This window comes from Paenibacillus sp. Soil750, from assembly GCF_001428045.1.
Lineage (GTDB): Bacteria > Bacillota > Bacilli > Paenibacillales > NBRC-103111 > Paenibacillus_E > Paenibacillus_E allorhizoplanae.
Genome location: NZ_LMSD01000012.1, coordinates 562,724 through 580,245 on the forward strand (window position 1 = coordinate 562,724; position 17,522 = coordinate 580,245).

The following is a 17,522-nucleotide window of genomic DNA, read 5'->3' on the forward strand; positions in this document are numbered from 1 at the left end:
GCCCTGTTACAGCCTCGCGAATGTGATGTAATCGATTTGGGCTGGCTCTGCCGAATCGGTCCGAAGTGCCCGATTGATTTGTCCCCGGTGATATTGCCCATGTAAGAGGACCTGCAACAGGATGTCCCGGACCGACGTTCGGAACGGAACCCCGCTCTGGTTCGCATAGTCGATCATCTTGTCCAACTCGGATTCCTCGAGCCCTTCGATATAGACGCGATATTGCTCGGCGTTTTCTTCAAACATCGTCCGGATCGACGTCAGGTCTTCTGCTTCTTCCCACAACGAATATTGCGCGCTGCCCTTGCCCTGCAATCGGGACAGCCAAACTCGTTCCGCGACCGCGACGTGCCGAACCAACTTTAGAAGGTCCTTGTTCTTCGTCTCACTCTCCTCGAGAGCGTCCAAGATGCGTCCGTCCGCCCAGATCAGGTGGTCCATCATGCACTTAATCGTCTTCATTTCGATTTCCCCCTCTTCGTCTCATCGATTACTTGAACCTACTGTTACCCATTAGAGTTGAACAGGTATTGGACCTCAGTGCTTCGTATAAATCAGGGTCCAGTTCCATCCGTAATCACACGATAACCTAACCAATTTTTCTTCACCCAAATAAATGATTTTGACACTTCATCAACATAGAATAATTTAGCTCCACCAAACGATGTGCTTCCTGCCTCCTTTACATGAACACTGAGAGCCTTAATTGGATGGAGAGAGAAGAATAAATGCTTCCTAACCGCTAGTTCCGCCGTTGGATTGGGAAAGAAAAACAAATAAATCACTAACAATGTCGTGATGGATATCATCCAAATCTGTTTCCTCTTCGACATCATTGTATCATCCTCCCAACACTTAGTTCTTTAAAAATAAGACGAAGGGAGTGTGTGAAAAGTTTCCATTTTATATGGGTTGCCAAATACAATTAAACAAGAGGGATTTAACCTAAGTTGAATAAGGTAAATTCAAAAGTGCGGGTATTTCTGGATGGAAATTTGTTACTTTTAAAGTAATATTGTACTCTTTAAAATTAAAATTAAGATGACCATCTCGCATACAAAATGGCACGCCTTTATCTGTAAGTTTTTTACTAACCTTACTAACAAAATCTGTACTACTTACTCCGAATATGACATTCATAGTTGGTGGTAAAGCAACCATTTCTATGGGTATCCATTTTCTCGTTTTTGAAGGTATGACCATATGCGATGTACCGCCTATTGCAAAAGTAAAGTCATCTCTAACTTTATCAAGTTTCAGCTCAAAAATGTCTACAAAAAATTCTCTAAATTCCTTAACGCTATCTGCCGGAAAGCCAATTTCTCTAAGGTACAGTAATTTTAAGTCTCCTGCTGGGGTAAGTATTCCTTCCCTCACATAATGATGTGTGATAATCTCTAGCAGATTACCATCACCATCTCGAAAGTATACGTTTTTACCAGTTTCGAAATCATCAATATGTCTGCCATTAGACCATTTTAAAAGTGTAATCCCCTTACTTTTGAGCAAATTGACCACATTTTCAAATTCTGAAACGGGTACTTCAAAAGCAAAATGAGCTGGAGCTATTGGATCCATAGCTTCTTTAAACGATAATTTAAAGTTTTCAGTTGGTTGGAAACATATTTCATCTTTAGTTTCAAGAAGAATTGGGAATCGCAATTGCTCGAAGTAAAATTGTTTAACCCCTTGAATGGAGACTGTGTTTAATTGAAATTGTTCGTAATGAGTAATGATACGGATTGCCCCCTTTATTAACTATTGCCCCTTATATCATACATTTTATTCCATTAATCTGACCATTACTTGTTGAAAAAAAGGCAACCAATCCACTTGGATTGGCTGCCTCTTCATTTAGCTATTGAACTCTCATTTCCCGATACATATTCAAAAAAGTCGAAGTCAGCATACAGACGAGTTCCTCGCAAATCCTGTGCGCAAAGCCCAACGAAAGCACCAGTAAAGGATAATTTGCGCTGATAACTGTCCGCAAGATTGCCGGAGTACAACGTCGGACCAATAGGTTGCCACGACTGACCGTCAGTACTGTAAGAGAATTGAATCTTATCGAAATTCATTGCTGCTTTCAGATAGATGCGCTCACCTTCAGGAATCGGCACATAAACGTCCAATTCATCATACTGCCCCTGATCGCTTACGATAATCGCTAGATGCTTGCCGAGCTGCTCATCATGGGAAATGCGCAGATAATAATGATCAGACTCATCATAATAGAGGACCAGTCCAGCCATTTGGGTAAAGGATACCGGCTCGAATTCCACGCATGTCACCATCTCGCACTGAAAGCTTTGAATACGTCGTGCCACAAGGCTTTGGTTGTGCAAGGAGGTTAACGACTCTCGTCCCTTTAATCGTAAGAAACCGGGACGCTCCGATAAGCTTAACCATGACTCGTCAGCCGGAACCCGAAGTGTGTGCCAATGCACGCTAAGACTGATTGAATCGAAATCATCCCGAACCGGATCTGGCGCAAACGGATACGGCGTGAGCTCCGTCTCCGGAATATGCAGCTGCGGCTGCTTTCCGCCTGAGGCGAGCTTCAACCATCCGTCCGATGTCCATACTACTTTTTGCAGGGAGGTTTCTCGCCCTAATGGACTGAGCTTGTTCCCGTCTTGAAGAGGACGGGAACAAATGAATACCATGTACCAGTCACCCAACTGCGTTTCCACCAAAGAACCGTGACCCGCATTTTGTAATGGATGCTCAGGCGTATTTCTTGTTGTAATAATCGGGTAGTCCGGATCAACTTCATAGGGACCGTCTATGGTAGTCGAACGCATAAGGGTGGCGGCGTGCATCGGCCCGGTTCCACCTTCTGCCACCAGTAAATAGTAGTAGCCATCCTTCTTATATACCATTGGACCTTCCGTAACACCCAAATCTGTCCCTTGCGTGACAAGCTTTATCTCGCCAATCAGCTTGCCTTCAACAGAACAGAATTCCTGCATAATGATTCCGGCGAATCTACTTTTGTTTTTGCGAAAATCCCACTGCATATTAAACAAATACTTGCGGCCATCCGTGTCGTGAAACAAAAAGTGATCGAAACCGCTAGAATTCAGATAGATCGGTTCAGACCATGGTCCTTCAATCGAAGGTGCTGTCACGATATAGTTGTGCAGATCCTTATAAACCCCTTTTCGACCAACCACATTCGTAAAGCACAAATAGAAAGTACCATCGGAGTAGCTTAAGGATGGCGCCCAAATACCGCCTGAGCTTGGTACACCCCGCAGATCAAGTTGACTTACCCGATCTAGTGGACGTGTCAACGGCCTCCAGTTCATTAAATCTTTGGAATGATGAATGAGCACGCCAGGAAACCATTCGAAGGTAGATGTTGCAATATAATAGTCATCTTCAACCCGAATGATCGATGCATCCGGGTTGAAGCCGCGTAGAATTGGATTTTCAATCATGCTGTCGTGCTCCCCTTTACCACAAATACAAATCGTTCCCTTTTAGCTTGAAAATCGCTTCCATGAAATAGTAATCACCATAAATAATCGCATGATGATGGGTTGCCGAATGATAGGCACCTGTACCGTATTGAACCAAACTATCACTCTCTGTTGTCCAATTGATTCGTGAGCTATCCAACGTTTGGAGCAACTTCACGGCAGCACCAAGATACAGATCCTTTTCATGCTCCCCTACAACTTTCGCAATTTCAATTAGACCACACGCGGCAATAGCTGCTGCCGTATCATCTTCTCTCTTCGGTTCTTTTGGCTGCCGGAAATCAACCGGAATCACGCCATCCGCAGGAATATTCGCGATAAAATAGTTGGCAATCCGCTTCGCGGTTTGCAAATACTCATCCTTTTGCGTATGAATATAGCTCATCATGTACCCATATAGTGCCCAAGTCTGTCCTCTCGTCCAAGAGGATCCTTCCTCATATCCTTGGCCACCATACGTTCGAACCACTCCACCTTCAAAAGGATCGAATTCCACAATATGATTGACAGAACCATCCGGTCGAACGAATGTTGTCATCCCCGTATCAGCATGCTTCATCGCGATTTGCTTGAACCGTGGGTCACCAGTTTCTTCAGAAGCCCAGTATAACAACGGGATATTGAACATGCAGTCGATAATGGCCCAGCCTCTTGTATCGGAGCCCTCTAAATCATTCCAAGCGCGAATGAATCCTCCTGCTAAATTAAAGCGTCCTGCTAACAGATTAGCTGCATGAAGCGCTCTTTTGCGAGATTCCTGATTCTGCGTTACTTTATAATTTGCCACACTTGTCGGCAACCACATAAAGCCAACATCATGATGCAAGCCGTAAAATTCATCAAAACATCGATCTAATTCTTTTTCGGAAATTTGCGCGATGTCTTTATATTTCTCGTTGCCGGTTTCGTGATGCATAAGCCACATCATGCCGCCCCAAAAGCCATTCGTCCACCAATTAATTCCATCTGTTTCAGTACCTGTTGGGTTATCCACGATGCGATTATCATGTGTGCCATTAATGGTCGTGAACGGAATTTTATGTTTGGACTTTTCGCTAACCCAGTCCATTTTCGTTGATATTCTATCAATCACTTCATTTAACCATTGTTGATCCTGCCCTTTTAACATGCGTATCTGCCCACTTTCCCCATTATATTTTTCATTTTAAAAAACCTCCCTACCCGCCCTGATAGTTGATAGAGAGATTTCCCATGTGTCGCGACCTCTTGACGATTAACCTTTCGTCGCACCCGCGGCAATCCCTTTGACAAAATACTTCTGCAACGCGATGAACGCGATTAAGACAGGGATAATTGAAATCGCTGTACCTGCGAATACCATATCCCACTGGGAAGCATATTCGCCGACAAAGCCGAAAATTTCGACGATCATCGTTTTAGGCTTATCTGAAGGCAACACCAAGCTTGGCATCAGGAAGTCGTTCCAAATGCCGAGACCGTTAAGCACAACCAAGCTCGCTGTACACGGCCCAAGCAGAGGGAACACGATCCGCCAGAAAATGCCGTATTTGGAGCAACCGTCGATTTCAGCAGCTTCCTCAATTTCACGCGGCACTCCTTTGAGAAAGCTTGTATAAAGCAGCACGCCGAATCCTACCGAACCGGAGATGTAGATGAGAATCGGCCCACTCAAGCTGCCATAGAAGCCCATCATTTTCATTTCTTTGAACAATGGAATCATATAAACTTGAAAGGGAATCATCATGCCCGCTAGAAAGTAGATATAGACCATATTCGTCCATCTTTTATTCGTCCGCTCAATCGCGTAAGCAGCCATTGGGATGATTGCAATCATCGCGATAATCGAGCTCAGTGTCAAAATAATCGAGTTGACCATCGCTCTTGGGAAATCCGTTTTGGTCCACAGATAGACGAAGCTGTCCACATACCAGCTGGTTGGGAACGAGATCGCATCCCGCATAATCGCACCGTTGCTTTTAAAAGCGGAAATCAAGCTGAAGTAAATCGGGAAGAAGAAGATAATGGCAAGGACGAGTGTCAGTGCAAAGAGTAGAATCTCTAGTATGCTTTTCTGTTTTCTCATCTTATAACTGCACCTCCCTGCTGCGAAGCAGCTTAATTTGAATCAGTGATACGATTAGGATCAGGATAAAGAGAACAAGTGATAGCGCCGTACCGAAGCCTTGCCGCAGCTCGCCAAACCCGACTTTATAAATAATGTACGTCAGTGTTTCAGTAGCAAAACCAGGTCCACCGTCCGTCATGACGGCAATCTGATCGAATATTTTGAGAGACGCAATCATCGATAACATCATGCACACTGTAAAGGCACCTGCCAGCAGAGGGAACGTGATGTGGCGGAATTGCTGCCAGCGGTTCGCTCCATCAATACTTGCGGCTTCTGACAACTCTGGCGGAATGCCTTGCAGACCAGCCAAATAAATAATCATATAATAGCCAGCACCTTTCCATACAGTTGCAAAAATGATTGCGATCAATGCGTAATCCGGATTTCCAAGCCAATCAATCTTCAAGAAGGAAAGATGTAGTTTATCGAGCAATTGCGTAACTACACCGAAGTTGTAATTCAGAATAATTGTCCAGACAAATCCCATAACAATCCCACTAAGAAGCGTCGGGAAGTAAAAAATACTGCGAAACAAGTTGCGGAACCATCTCACCTGATCGACCAGCATCGCCAGTAGCAAGGCAACGGCATTTTCAATCACAACTAAGACTACGGATAAGATTAACGTATTTTTCAGTGCATTATGCACACGCTCGCTGTGCCACATCTCTACGAAGTTATCAAAGCCAATAAAGCGAATATCTGGACTAACGCCATCCCAAGAAGTAAAACTGAGGTAGATACTGCTCGCTGTCGGTACCATGACGAACAAGGTATAGAGAATTAGTGCTGGAATAAGAAACACGACGGAAAAGGTTAGCCATTTTCTTTTTCTCTTAATAGGCTGTATGGTGTACATTCTCTTATGCCTCCTATTGGATTATGAAGGCAGTAGCAGGAAAACCTCCGCAAGTGACGCAGAGGTTCTCCGTTTGCAGCCTTTGTATGTCTTATTTTTTCATTGCCTTCACTTCAGTGTCCCACTCAGCATCCGCTTTTTTCAAGTAGTCAGCACTGAAATCACCTTTTACTAACCAATCTTGAACGGATTTGTAGAACCAGTTACGGAATTGCGGCGGGATTTGATTAGCTCCCCAGAAGTTATTAATTTGAAGCGATTTTTTAACGTTCGGATCTGCCATCATTGTCAGAACTTCTTGCAATTGAGGGGAAGCTTCATAGTTCATTTTTTCTTTTGTCGAAGGGATTGCGCTTGCTATTTTCAAATATTTTGGATATTGCTCTTTGCTGAAGAAGAATTTAATGAAATCCGAGATTGCAGCTGTTTTGTCTGCGTCTTTCGCAGCATTAGCTGATAGAGACCAACCTGCTGGTTGAGCAAGACCAACAACGTTTACAACCCCTTTTTGATCCGGTACAGGGTACCATCCGAAGTCAAATTTTGGATCTGCTTGTGCGATCGTTGGGAACATCCAAGGACCAGAGAACAAGCTTGCTGCTTTACCTGTTACGAGCATGGAAGCCGTTTGATTATCCGCCGTACTCATGTAACCTTTGTCTACGTAACCTTTGGTGAACAGATCGGTCATCAGTTGCATCGCTTTCGCAGGACCAGCATCTGTAAAGCTGACTTTGCCTTCGGAACGCTTGGAATTCCAATCTGCATCACCCACGAACACTTCGTCGATCAAGAATTTATTGACCCAGAAGCCCCAGTGGAAAATATCTTTACCACCGACTACGATCGGTGAAATGCCTTTTGCTTTCAGTTTTTCTTGAGCTGCGATGAAATCCGCATATGTTTTAGGCTCATCTGTAATGCCTGCATCTGCGTAAGCTTTCTTGCTGTAAATAATCCCTTGGGGTGCAGGTAGCGAGATTGGCGCATTGTAGACCTTGCCGTTTACTTGTGGCACACTTTCAAACAAACCTTGTAGATCTTTGGGAAGTTCAGCCAACTTGCCGGCGTCTGCGAACAATTGTGTATCACGCATTTCCACAAGATCTGGGAATTCGCCAACTGCATCTTTCGTTTTCAAAAAGTCTAGGTAAGCAGCTGTCGTTGTTTCACTCAAATCTTTGATCTTAACATTCGGGTTTGCTTTCGTGTATGCAGCAATGGCATCCGCTACTGCTTGTTTGGTCGCTGGATCACCAGTTGCATAAATGACACTGAATGTTACGTCTTTCTTCGGAGCCGTCGTCGCTGCAGCTGTGCCAGCCGGAGCGGCGCTTGAAGTTGAAGTTGCGGAATCACTGTTGTTACCGCAGCCTGCCAATATGAGTGCTAATGCTGTCGATCCTACGAGTACTTTGGAAAATGTTTTAACCATGGTTGAAGTAACCTCCCTTTAATATCTAGCTTCTTGTGAACAACTCAAGCTGTGTGCTTCGACTCATCAGGTACTGTTCTGTTCCTTGATTTAAGACTAACATACGCCCAAATCGTTTAGAATGAAGTTTTTTAAGCTCGATATGCATGAATTTAAGAAGATGTGACCGCAGGCTATGGAGATAATCGACATGAAAAAACAGCTTTCGCCAACGCTTCAAAACGAAGCTAAGCAGAAGCTGTTCCCCGGAACAATTAGAATCCCTAACTAGTTCCCCTTGATTTGACTCTTATATTCTTGCGGAAGCTTGCCATAACTTTTCTTGAACATGTCGCTAAATTGCCTTGGATTATGATAACCCACCTGCTCTGCAATTTCATAAACGAGCAAATCTGTTTGCAAGAGCAGTCGGACTGCATTTTTCATCCGGATGTTGGTGACGTACTGCTTAAAATTCTCATGCGTGTGCTTCTTAAAGAAACTGCTAAAATAATATGGATTCATAAACACTTGGGAAGCCATGCTTTCCAGTGTGATATTTTCGCTATAATGCTCCTCAATGTATTCCTTAATAATCTTCATCTGCTGCGCTTCGCGGCTGCCGCCAGCTGTGCTTACTTGTTCCAGTATGTCCAAAATACGATCCGTTATGAAATCTGTAAGATCACGAAATCGGTAGAATTGATGCATCCGCTGTTGCCAATCTTTCCGCTGCTCAGGTGACACCTGAAGGTCAATCCCGACAGCCGACATCTCCTCCATTAAGTCCGTTAACATAGCATATAGGAGTAATACAGCCGATTCTTTGCGACCATTGGCGCTGGTTGTAACATGCTCATAAAAGCTGACCAGCAACTCCTGCACTTGCTGCTTTTCCTTAGCAATGACCGCTTTAATCACGGCATGCTTGGCTTCTGCTAGAAACTGATCCCCGCCGCCACGGCGCTCCTCCTGCGACCAAGACAGAATCGTCCCTTCCTTTTCAAAAAAGCTATAATTCATCATCTCAATGGCCGACATATAGGATTGCCTTAGGTCCTGCAGGCTGAGGGCCGGCCTACCGATACAGATCGTCACATGAATTTTAAGGTAATATAAAATCTTATCCCGCATTTCGCTCGCAAGACGCTGCAAATCATCCTCTATGCGCATGTGGTTCACGATAACGCATAAATTTTCGCCTTTTCGAATGACGAGACCGCTGCCATATAGCTGGATCAGCTCATCTACCAGATTGGATACCGCAAACACTATTAGACGCTTCTCATGCTCTCCCCATCTGCCATCCTGTAATTGTACATGAGCAAGCTCCACATACAGGACGCTGAAACACGAGCCCGTAAACTGCATGTTCAAAGCCTGAAGTTTACGCTGAGCTTCCTCCCACCGAATATCCCCTTGGGTAAGTCTGTCAAATAGCTCCTCGAGTTGCGTCTTCTTATCTTTTTGTTCATAAACAGCCAGCTTACCTTTGGAGGATTGATCATCATTCGCTTCCTTCAGCTGCGTCATAGCTTTGCCTACCGCCTCGAGCAGCAGACTTTTCTCGATCGGCTTCACCAAGTAATCAACCGCACCGAAGGCTAACGCATCCTTCGCATAGGAAAACTCCTGATACGCACTGACGAAAATAATTTTCGTATGCAACTGCCGCCGTTGTACTTCCTTGATCACATCAATGCCCGAACCGTCCGGCATGCTAATATCCGTGATAACAAGATCAGGCAACTTTTCTTCGATTTGCTCCATAAGACTTCTTCCGGTCATCGCTTCACCGACGATCGTAATGCCTAGCTCTTCCCATGGAATGAGCTTTTTTAACCCTTTGATAATGATCGGTTCATCATCAGCTAGAATGGCGTTCAACACGGACGCTCACCTCTTTCGTTAACGGAATGACTAGACGGACGGTCGTACCAATATGTTGGCTGCTGTTGATCTCTACGCCATAACCGTGCCCATACAGTCCCACGATGCGTTCATGGACATTAATTAGCCCTATACTGCTCCCTATATCTAGCGAGCTGCCCTGTGCCAACTTTAGACGAACCCGTTCAAGTGTTTCTTCAATCATCCCTACACCATCGTCGTCCACCGTAATACCAAGCAGGTTATCCGGCAGTTTTTCAATTGAAATGCGGATCGTACCTTTCCCTGACTTTGGCATAATACCATGATAAATAGCGTTTTCGACGATCGGCTGCAGGGACAGCTTCGGAATCGCACAGTCCATTAAGTCCGCATCGAACCGGAAGTCTAAACCTAGCCTATGCTCGCCGTACCTGATCACCATCAATTGAAAGTATTGCTCCACATTGGTCTTCTCTGACTTGATTGTAACGGTTTCCTCACCGTAATCGAGTACATATTTGAGCTGATGGGATAATGACAAAATCATATCGCCCACCTCATTCGCATCTTCCGCAACAGCGCTCATCCGAATCACTTCGAGCGTATTGTACAAATAATGCGGCCTGATTTGGCTTTTCAATGCGTTCAGTTCAGCTTGCTTCTGTTTAATCTGCGCAACATACACTACGTCAATGTATTCCTTCAGCCGCCCCACCATTTTATTAAAGCCGTGAGAAAGAAGCCCCAACTCATCCGCTGTCTTCACGGTTACATTCGTATCGAAATTACCGGATTCCACCTTCGCCATTTCTCGTGTAATACTACGAATCGGATTAGAAAAGCGATTCGAGAACCAAACTGCTACCACAATCAACGAAACGATACACAGGCCAATGACAATCGTAATTGTCCGTATGAGCTGTTCGACTTTGAGAAACAGTTCTTTTTTATAAAACTCACCGACAATTTGGATGTTATTCTCTGCTGTTGCCTGTTGCAGATGTAAGAAATCATCCGACGTATTGGCGTGGAAAACCGTACCGATTAGCTCTAATTGATTGCTGTATAAGATAACCCCCTGATTATCTACGACATAGACAGTATCTTGTTTATTCAGGACCATCTGTTTAAAAATCTCAGTAAACACACCAAGTCCCACATCCATGTAAAATGTACCGACAATATCACCTTCAACCTTGGATGAGCCCAGGACATCAGTAAGGTTGCGGCCAAACGTCATCACTGGATCCGTAGCCCCAAGAAAATAATCCTGTTTGTGCGTCGGAAAAAAGCTGAGTCCGTTACGATTGAGCTTCGTCTGCTCTTTCCATTCGACCTTTGGATATGGATATTGGTAATCCAGAGCAACATTGTTCTTAGATAGGCTTTCAAAAGTCCCATTCGGCAGAACAAAAAAGACACTTTGCAGATTACGTTCCGTATATAACACCGTTTGCAAGAAATCGTTAATTGTCATCGTTAATCTGATGTCTTTTTCCTTGCTTTGCGCTGCAATGGCTTGTCCCAATTGGCCATAGAGCCCGCCAACCCCGTAGGAATACATAAGCTTCGAAATGTTATTGTACTTAACGAACATATCATCCACATTGCGACTCGCAAATAACAGCATTTGCTCATAGTTATTCGTCGCATAACGCTCCATGAAGCCGCTGAACGTCTGCAGGGAAATATAACTAAGAATGAGCAACGGAATGAGTCCTACCGAAATGAAAGAAAGTGTAAATTTGGCAAAAATGCTTTTATGCAGCCGAAAAGGGTTCGATGCCATCTGTGAGCCGCCTCATTCTTTTGATTTAGAGTAAGTCTATTTTAACAGAATTCACACGTGATACTACCGTTGAAATTTAATTTGGATGTGCGCTTTTTTAAGATATGAGAAAAAACGTCACCCTTACGGATGCCGTTGTCGAAAGAAGCCGCTCTTATTATTGGATCTGATCCACAGGAAAATAAACCGTGTAAGTCTCATCCTTAATTTCATATAGAGGAATAAACCGTATTCCCTTGTCTTGCCCCTTCGTTCGATAGTAGCCGACATTCCACCAACTGTGATTTCGCTCACGATCGGCTACGAGCATTGTTTCTGGCAAACTAGGATTCCCAACCAATCTATGTTCACGCTCAATCAACCCCGCCAATACGATTGGACCATCAATAAAAGCTACCATATCTTCTGCGCCAGGTAGTGTCTCGGTTGTCAATGACTTAGGAAACTCGATCTGTACGATATCTCCATTGCTCCATGATTTACGAATTTCGATGAATGATTGTGGTCTTACTGGATCACTCAATCGGACGCCATTCACGTAAATAATAGGCTCATCTTTCACCCATCTTGGTACTCTAAGTTTTAAAGTAAATTCCGTAGGATTGTCACAATTGATGGTCAAATGATAGATAAATCGGTCTGGTCGATGCCGAGGAATAGGTGGCATATCAATTTTCGTTATAGCAGTCATCCCCGTAACATTCCAACTATTCAATGGATAGACACCATATTGCCCGTCCTGTTTAAGACTAATGGTAACGGTACGATTATCTATCTTTAGATTTATTTCAGCTGGAAACCACTGACATACCGCTACGCCATCCTTCTCCTCCATAAAAATCTGCTGTTCATAAGAGGCATTCGCTTGAACAAGCGTACCATGGCAGCACCAAAAATGCTGTGTAGCGGATCCCCACTTCTTATGACTCCCTGCACCGATTCCCAGAAAATAAGAAATCATGCCTGTCTCTCCATGCTGATGAGCAAGAACTCCGTTATAAAACCTTCTCTCCCAATAGTCAGCGTATTCTGGTTCTCCCGTCCATCTGAGCAGCACATGAGCAAGTCGCATCATGTTGTAATTGACGCAATGTTCCTGCCCTTCGCCCATCCTTTCCGCCATTTGCCCCGAGGGTACCCATAATTCACCATCATCGCCAGCGCCAGTGCAATAGTATCCTCTATTGGTAACCGCACACTTCCAAAACGCTTCTACGACTTCTCTAAACCGAACTTCCCCCGTTACCTCCCACGCTCTAGCGGCACCCAAAATTTCAGGAATCTGCGTATTGGCATGTTTATTCGTCAGTACATCTTGTCCCGTCAACAAAGCATCAAAAAAACGACGGCGATCGTATCGATGGATTAATTCGAGATGTGTCTCATCCTGAGTTACTTCATAAAGATCTGCCCATACTTCCAACATCCCACCCGTTTCTAAATCAAGGAGATCATCCATTTGTTCTCGACTAAACTGCCCCGTCCAGCGGTAGAACCAAGAAGCTAAACCGCGCATTAGGTCGAGCGCTTGTTTATTTTGACCAACTGCATACATGTCGTAAAGCCCCATCAAAAGCTTATGAATCGTATAATGCGGTGCCCACACATACTTTCCTTTGGCTATTCTGTTCATGTAAGACTCAGGGAATGCGGCAAGCCATTCTCCTCCATTCGCCTCCTGACAGCGAGCCAACTCTTGGACAATGAAATCCGCCTTTGCCTTAACTAACCTATCTTCCGTTTGTGCATAAATACGTGCTGCCGCAGATAACCAATGCCCCATCATATGGCCTCGCAACTCACAAGTCGGTGATTCCCATCCCCAATGCCAGTGCTCGGGTCCGTCCATACTCGTCGTGGTTGCACTAGTGGTTCCGCCATTTCCACTGTAACTCCATAATCCAGCTTCCAAATAGAAAGTACGAAGTAAATTTTCATTTGTTAAGCTTATGACATACTTCTTATTGAGCTCGAAGCGTGCTGTAAGCGGCCCTGCTGACAATTTTACTCGTCCTGCCTGATATTCTTTCATTCTGATTGATCTCATATTAATACCTCCATTTTTTTATATTTTTATTTATTATAGAACTTTGCTATGATTGATAAAAATACACAAATCATCTAATTACATATACTTTTTTTGGGTAAATACTGTATCCGTATACGAAAGGAGGTCTGCAAGATCGATTCGTTCGTTTATTTAACAGGTGACCGGTTCCCCATGGTACGAGATTTAGGCTGGAACCAGGTAGATACCGTTTATACCCATCACGATCGCATATTGGACTTCGACGTTTTTGTATTTGTTACGAATGGCCGAATGCAGGTCGTTGAGGGGACCACGGAATATATCATTCAGGAGAAGGAGCATCTATTTTTAAAAAAAGGACTTCATCATTGGGGACGCCCTGAAACACTTCCAGGAACATCTTGGTTCTGGGTGCACTTTAATTCACCTGAATATGATTCCCCTTCCTATAAAGAGCACACCCCCTTGCCTGAAATCGATTTTTTTTATCCCGATCATTATGCCTACAGTTTCCCAATGCCAAAGCATGGAACTTCACCCTTCCATCGAACTTTAGAAAATAAATTACAACTGCTAGTGGCGGACTTTGGGAAGCCAACAGAGCATGGTATGGTTCAACTCAGCATTCAAGTGTATCAGTTGTTTCTACAGCTTCATAAATCGATGAAAGAACATAGCCATTCAACAAGAAACTCAGGAAAAGGGGACACTGTTGCAGGGCGAGTGATGACTTTTCTTATGCAGCATACGAACGAGGACTTTGATTCTGAGAAACTAAGTAACCATTTGAATTTAAACTATAGTTACATATCCGCAACCTTTAAAACACAAACAGGGCTTAGCGTAATTGAAACGCATACGAAATTAAGAATAAACAAAGCGATGGATTGGATGCGAAGCACATCTCTCAATGTATCTGAGATTAGTGAGAAACTAGGATATAAGAATCCTTATTATTTCAGCCGAGTGTTTAAAAAAGTGATAGGGGAATCTCCCTCTGCTTATATGAGTCATTTCTATAAATCTTAGACAAGTAATTCTCCCCTGCAATAGTCAATTAAAAATGCCTAGTTCTGATACTTATCAGACTAGGCATTCTCGTGTTTCCAAGGAATCAATTGGATGAAGTGAGGCAGCAGAACGGCTGGCTGTTCTGACGGAAGCGAAACGCTTAAGTGGAGCTATACTCACAGATTAGTTATAGCAGCGATTCGGCGCCGTCCATGAACAGTTCAGTCCCGGAAATGTGGTTAGAAGTGTCTGAGGCAAGGAAAGCTACCAGATTGGCAACTTGCTCAGGCTGTCCAGGCGCATGTTCCAATGGCTGGTTTCCCTCTGGGTACTCGATCGGAATTTTAATTTTCTCAAGCTCCGCCGTCGGTTGCGTATTTTCTCCAATATTGGTCTTAATGGAGCCCGGACAGATGGCATTGACACGTATTTTGTACTGGGCCAATTCTAACGCGGCCATTTTTGCAAATGCAACTTGCCCTGCCTTTGATGAGCTATAAGCCGTCATACCGAACCCTGAGAAGGTGCGACTTCCGTTAATGGAACTCGTGATTACTATGCTGCCGCCAATTTCTTTCATATGAGGTATCGCATGCTTTACACAGAGGAACGTCCCTTTTAGATTGACGGAAAGCGTACGATCCCAATCCTCTGACTTCATGTCTTCGATTGGCGCCAACACCCCATTGATGCCGGCATTGGCAAAGACAAAGTTTATCCGCCCCCAGGTTTTTGCTGTTTGCTCGAACGCCTCTTCAACTTGGGTCGGATCGGAGATGTCGATTTCGACCGTCATAGCCTGGCCGCCTGCTGATTCGATCTCTTGTTTCGTCCGCTTTAGTCGGTCGTCCTTCAGATCCACAAGGCATACTTTCATTCCTTGCTGCGCTAGCAGCAAGGCGGCAGCTCGTCCAATGCCGGAACCTGCTCCGGTAATCAATGCAACCCTGTCCTTTAAATCCGGTAGTACCATCAAAGACTTCTGTCCTGTTTGCACGGTTAATGTTCACTCCTAACCTGTAATGGTAGACTGCATTCAATTCCTCATGGTTTAGCTTCGTACTAAAATTACTATACCCATGCCCCGCATCATCCAAACTCAATAGATGGCCTCCGAAACTTTTCCTATATTTTACAGTATAATGTTTTGATTTCAATTATTATCCATTTATACCAAAGAAGCGAGGTTGAACGATGAAAACGCACTTTCATACATTACATCTCAAGAAGCTTTTGTTAATTGGTACTGCTGTAGGACTTTTGAGTACAAGTCCGATTATCGTATCTTCCGCGCAAGCTGCCGTGGAATCCACCTCTATTTCACCGCAACCGATAAAGTTATCTGCTGGTTTGGAATCGTACAGCTTGCTTGACAATGAGGGACATATTTGGATAATGGGAAAGCGCGTCCCTACTAAAGTAAAGGGGTTGGAGAAAGTCTCTGATTTTACTTTCAATGACCGGGGGTTAGCTGCTCTGGAAGATGGAACGGTGTGGGAATATTCCTATCAGAATAATTCACCTGAGGATACAACCTGGTATTTCCCCGTTTCTTCTCCGGTCCAAATTCCACAATTAAAAAATATTGTTAAGGTAGCTGAAAATTCTCAACAATTAAACGCAGCTTTGGATAAAGAGGGTACCGTTTGGGTGTGGAATTCCAAAACCAGCCTGGAGAAAAGAAAGGAAAAAGCCCCTGTGCCGATTCCTGGGCTGAAAAAAGTAAAAGATATTACCGTTTTTAACGATCAGGTTATTGCTTTACAAGAAGACGGGACTGTATTTAGTTCCTCTGGATTCGAAGATTATATCTACAATCTATCAGCAAATTGGAATTTACAGATCACTGAAAATACATCCTATAACATTAAAACAAAACAAGTTCCAGGCTTATCGGATATTATTGAATTAGGAAAAGGAACGAAGACAAGGCACCTGCTAGCTTTGAAAAAAGATGGGACAGTCATGGCTTGGGGTGAAAACCATAATGGTCAACTGATAGGCAAACTCGGGGATGCTGAAGCGGTAGAAGCCATTCAGGTGCCTGGGCTAACTGATATTATTTCGTTAACATCTGGATATACGCATAGTCTTGCACTCAAAGAAGATGGGACGATCTGGGAGTGGGGATATTTAACTATTGATGGAATCGATGATTTTAAACGTCTTACCACACCTGTGCAAGTTAAGGGGTTGGACCATATTACCGCGATTAGCTCAGGCTTAAGCTTTAATACAGCCACACGGCAAGATGGAACACTTTGGGCATGGGGAGCCAATAATTTCGGACAGGTAAACGACAACATCAATATCCCTCAATATAGTCCGTTCAACGTTTCATTTCCGAAACCATCGTGGATGATTAATCTTCCAAAAAATTAAATTTTCAATCAAACTCTCTAATTTCCTACTAATCAATCCGGCATAGAAATTACCCATCAGCAAGCCTCTCTTCCTAGAGGTTTGCTCTTTCGTTTACAATTGGTTGGCTATATCGATTGCTGATTGGATGGTTACATAGCTTCGATGAACTGATACTATGATTTTGATAGTATGGTATTGAAAAACGTAAAGGAGTGAAACTATATGTCATTATATTTTTACTATATAATATTTGCTGCTATTTTAATTACCGGTGGAGTAGCAACAATAGCGATTGGACACTCTAATACAAATAAAGAAGGTAATCCGGGATATGATCGCCAAACAAAAAGCATATTTGTTAATCTTACTCTTTATTATGCGGTTATCATCCCTCTAGGATTGTTAGCTTTGATCGTTTATATTGTCAAATGACAAAGAACCTTAGTTCAGTGAATCACTGTGCTAAGGTTCTTTCATTTCTATTTACTTCTATACAAAATGGTTGATTAGAAAGAAAAAGAACCCTGAAAAAATTGAAAGAAAAAATATGATTGTTAATGGGAGAAGTCCATCCAATTTCTGCTCGTAA

General features: G+C 43.6%; 15 protein-coding genes. 3 read left to right on the plus strand and 12 right to left on the minus strand.

What is annotated here, in order from left to right:
• Positions 1 to 6 precede the first annotated feature (6 nt).
• The 11 genes from ASL11_RS14610 to ASL11_RS14660 form a co-directional block, all read right to left on the minus strand.
• Complete coding sequence (locus ASL11_RS14610; RefSeq protein WP_056615376.1) at positions 7 to 462, minus strand: DinB family protein; 456 nt, start codon at positions 460 to 462, stop codon at positions 7 to 9.
• Between the two features lie 92 nt (positions 463 to 554).
• Positions 555 to 836 carry a hypothetical protein gene (locus tag ASL11_RS14615; protein ID WP_056615380.1) on the minus strand — a complete coding sequence of 94 codons (282 nt, stop codon included), beginning with the start codon at positions 834 to 836 and terminating at the stop codon, positions 555 to 557.
• Positions 837 to 945: 109 nt separating this feature from the next.
• Positions 946 to 1,662, minus strand: coding sequence for a hypothetical protein (locus ASL11_RS14620; RefSeq protein WP_082595450.1), 717 nt, complete (start codon positions 1,660 to 1,662; stop codon positions 946 to 948).
• 188 nt (positions 1,663 to 1,850) lie between these two features.
• Positions 1,851 to 3,443 carry a glycoside hydrolase family 43 protein gene (locus ASL11_RS14625; protein ID WP_056615386.1) on the minus strand — a complete coding sequence of 531 codons (1,593 nt, stop codon included), beginning with the start codon at positions 3,441 to 3,443 and terminating at the stop codon, positions 1,851 to 1,853.
• 16 nt (positions 3,444 to 3,459) lie between these two features.
• Positions 3,460 to 4,614, minus strand: a complete 1,155-nt coding sequence (locus ASL11_RS14630; RefSeq protein WP_056615388.1) for a glycoside hydrolase family 88 protein — start codon at positions 4,612 to 4,614, stop codon at positions 3,460 to 3,462.
• A gap of 105 nt (positions 4,615 to 4,719) precedes the next feature.
• Positions 4,720 to 5,550 (minus strand): carbohydrate ABC transporter permease, encoded by an 831-nt coding sequence (locus tag ASL11_RS14635; RefSeq protein WP_056615392.1) that lies wholly within the window; start codon positions 5,548 to 5,550, stop codon positions 4,720 to 4,722.
• A 1-nt stretch (position 5,551) separates the two neighbouring features.
• Positions 5,552 to 6,454, minus strand: a complete 903-nt coding sequence (locus ASL11_RS14640; RefSeq protein WP_056615398.1) for a carbohydrate ABC transporter permease — start codon at positions 6,452 to 6,454, stop codon at positions 5,552 to 5,554.
• A gap of 91 nt (positions 6,455 to 6,545) precedes the next feature.
• Positions 6,546 to 7,889: an ABC transporter substrate-binding protein gene (locus ASL11_RS14645; RefSeq protein WP_056615400.1), complete on the minus strand. Its 1,344-nt coding sequence runs from the start codon at positions 7,887 to 7,889 to the stop codon at positions 6,546 to 6,548.
• Between the two features lie 267 nt (positions 7,890 to 8,156).
• Complete coding sequence (locus ASL11_RS14650; RefSeq protein WP_056615403.1) at positions 8,157 to 9,758, minus strand: response regulator; 1,602 nt, start codon at positions 9,756 to 9,758, stop codon at positions 8,157 to 8,159.
• A complete protein-coding gene (locus tag ASL11_RS14655; RefSeq protein ID WP_056615406.1) occupies positions 9,736 to 11,529 on the minus strand; it encodes a cache domain-containing sensor histidine kinase in 1,794 nt (597 codons plus the stop codon). The genes ASL11_RS14650 and ASL11_RS14655 overlap by 23 nt, the downstream gene beginning before the upstream one ends.
• Before the next feature lie 157 nt (positions 11,530 to 11,686).
• Positions 11,687 to 13,576 carry a beta-L-arabinofuranosidase domain-containing protein gene (locus ASL11_RS14660; RefSeq protein ID WP_235550471.1) on the minus strand — a complete coding sequence of 630 codons (1,890 nt, stop codon included), beginning with the start codon at positions 13,574 to 13,576 and terminating at the stop codon, positions 11,687 to 11,689.
• A 174-nt stretch (positions 13,577 to 13,750) separates the two neighbouring features.
• Between ASL11_RS14660 and ASL11_RS14665 the strand changes: the two genes are divergently transcribed.
• Positions 13,751 to 14,587: an AraC family transcriptional regulator gene (locus ASL11_RS14665; protein WP_235550472.1), complete on the plus strand. Its 837-nt coding sequence runs from the start codon at positions 13,751 to 13,753 to the stop codon at positions 14,585 to 14,587.
• 169 nt (positions 14,588 to 14,756) lie between these two features.
• On the opposite strand, the gene ASL11_RS14670 is transcribed toward ASL11_RS14665, so the two are convergent.
• Entirely contained in the window at positions 14,757 to 15,542 is a 786-nt protein-coding gene (locus tag ASL11_RS14670) for an SDR family oxidoreductase (RefSeq protein ID WP_056617072.1), read from the minus strand.
• Positions 15,543 to 15,763: 221 nt separating this feature from the next.
• On the opposite strand from ASL11_RS14670, the gene ASL11_RS14675 reads away from it, so the two are divergent.
• Entirely contained in the window at positions 15,764 to 16,951 is a 1,188-nt protein-coding gene (locus ASL11_RS14675) for an RCC1 domain-containing protein (RefSeq protein ID WP_056615409.1), read from the plus strand.
• Positions 16,952 to 17,155: 204 nt separating this feature from the next.
• Positions 17,156 to 17,365, plus strand: coding sequence for a hypothetical protein (locus tag ASL11_RS14680; RefSeq protein ID WP_056615412.1), 210 nt, complete (start codon positions 17,156 to 17,158; stop codon positions 17,363 to 17,365).
• Positions 17,366 to 17,522: the final 157 nt, after the last annotated feature.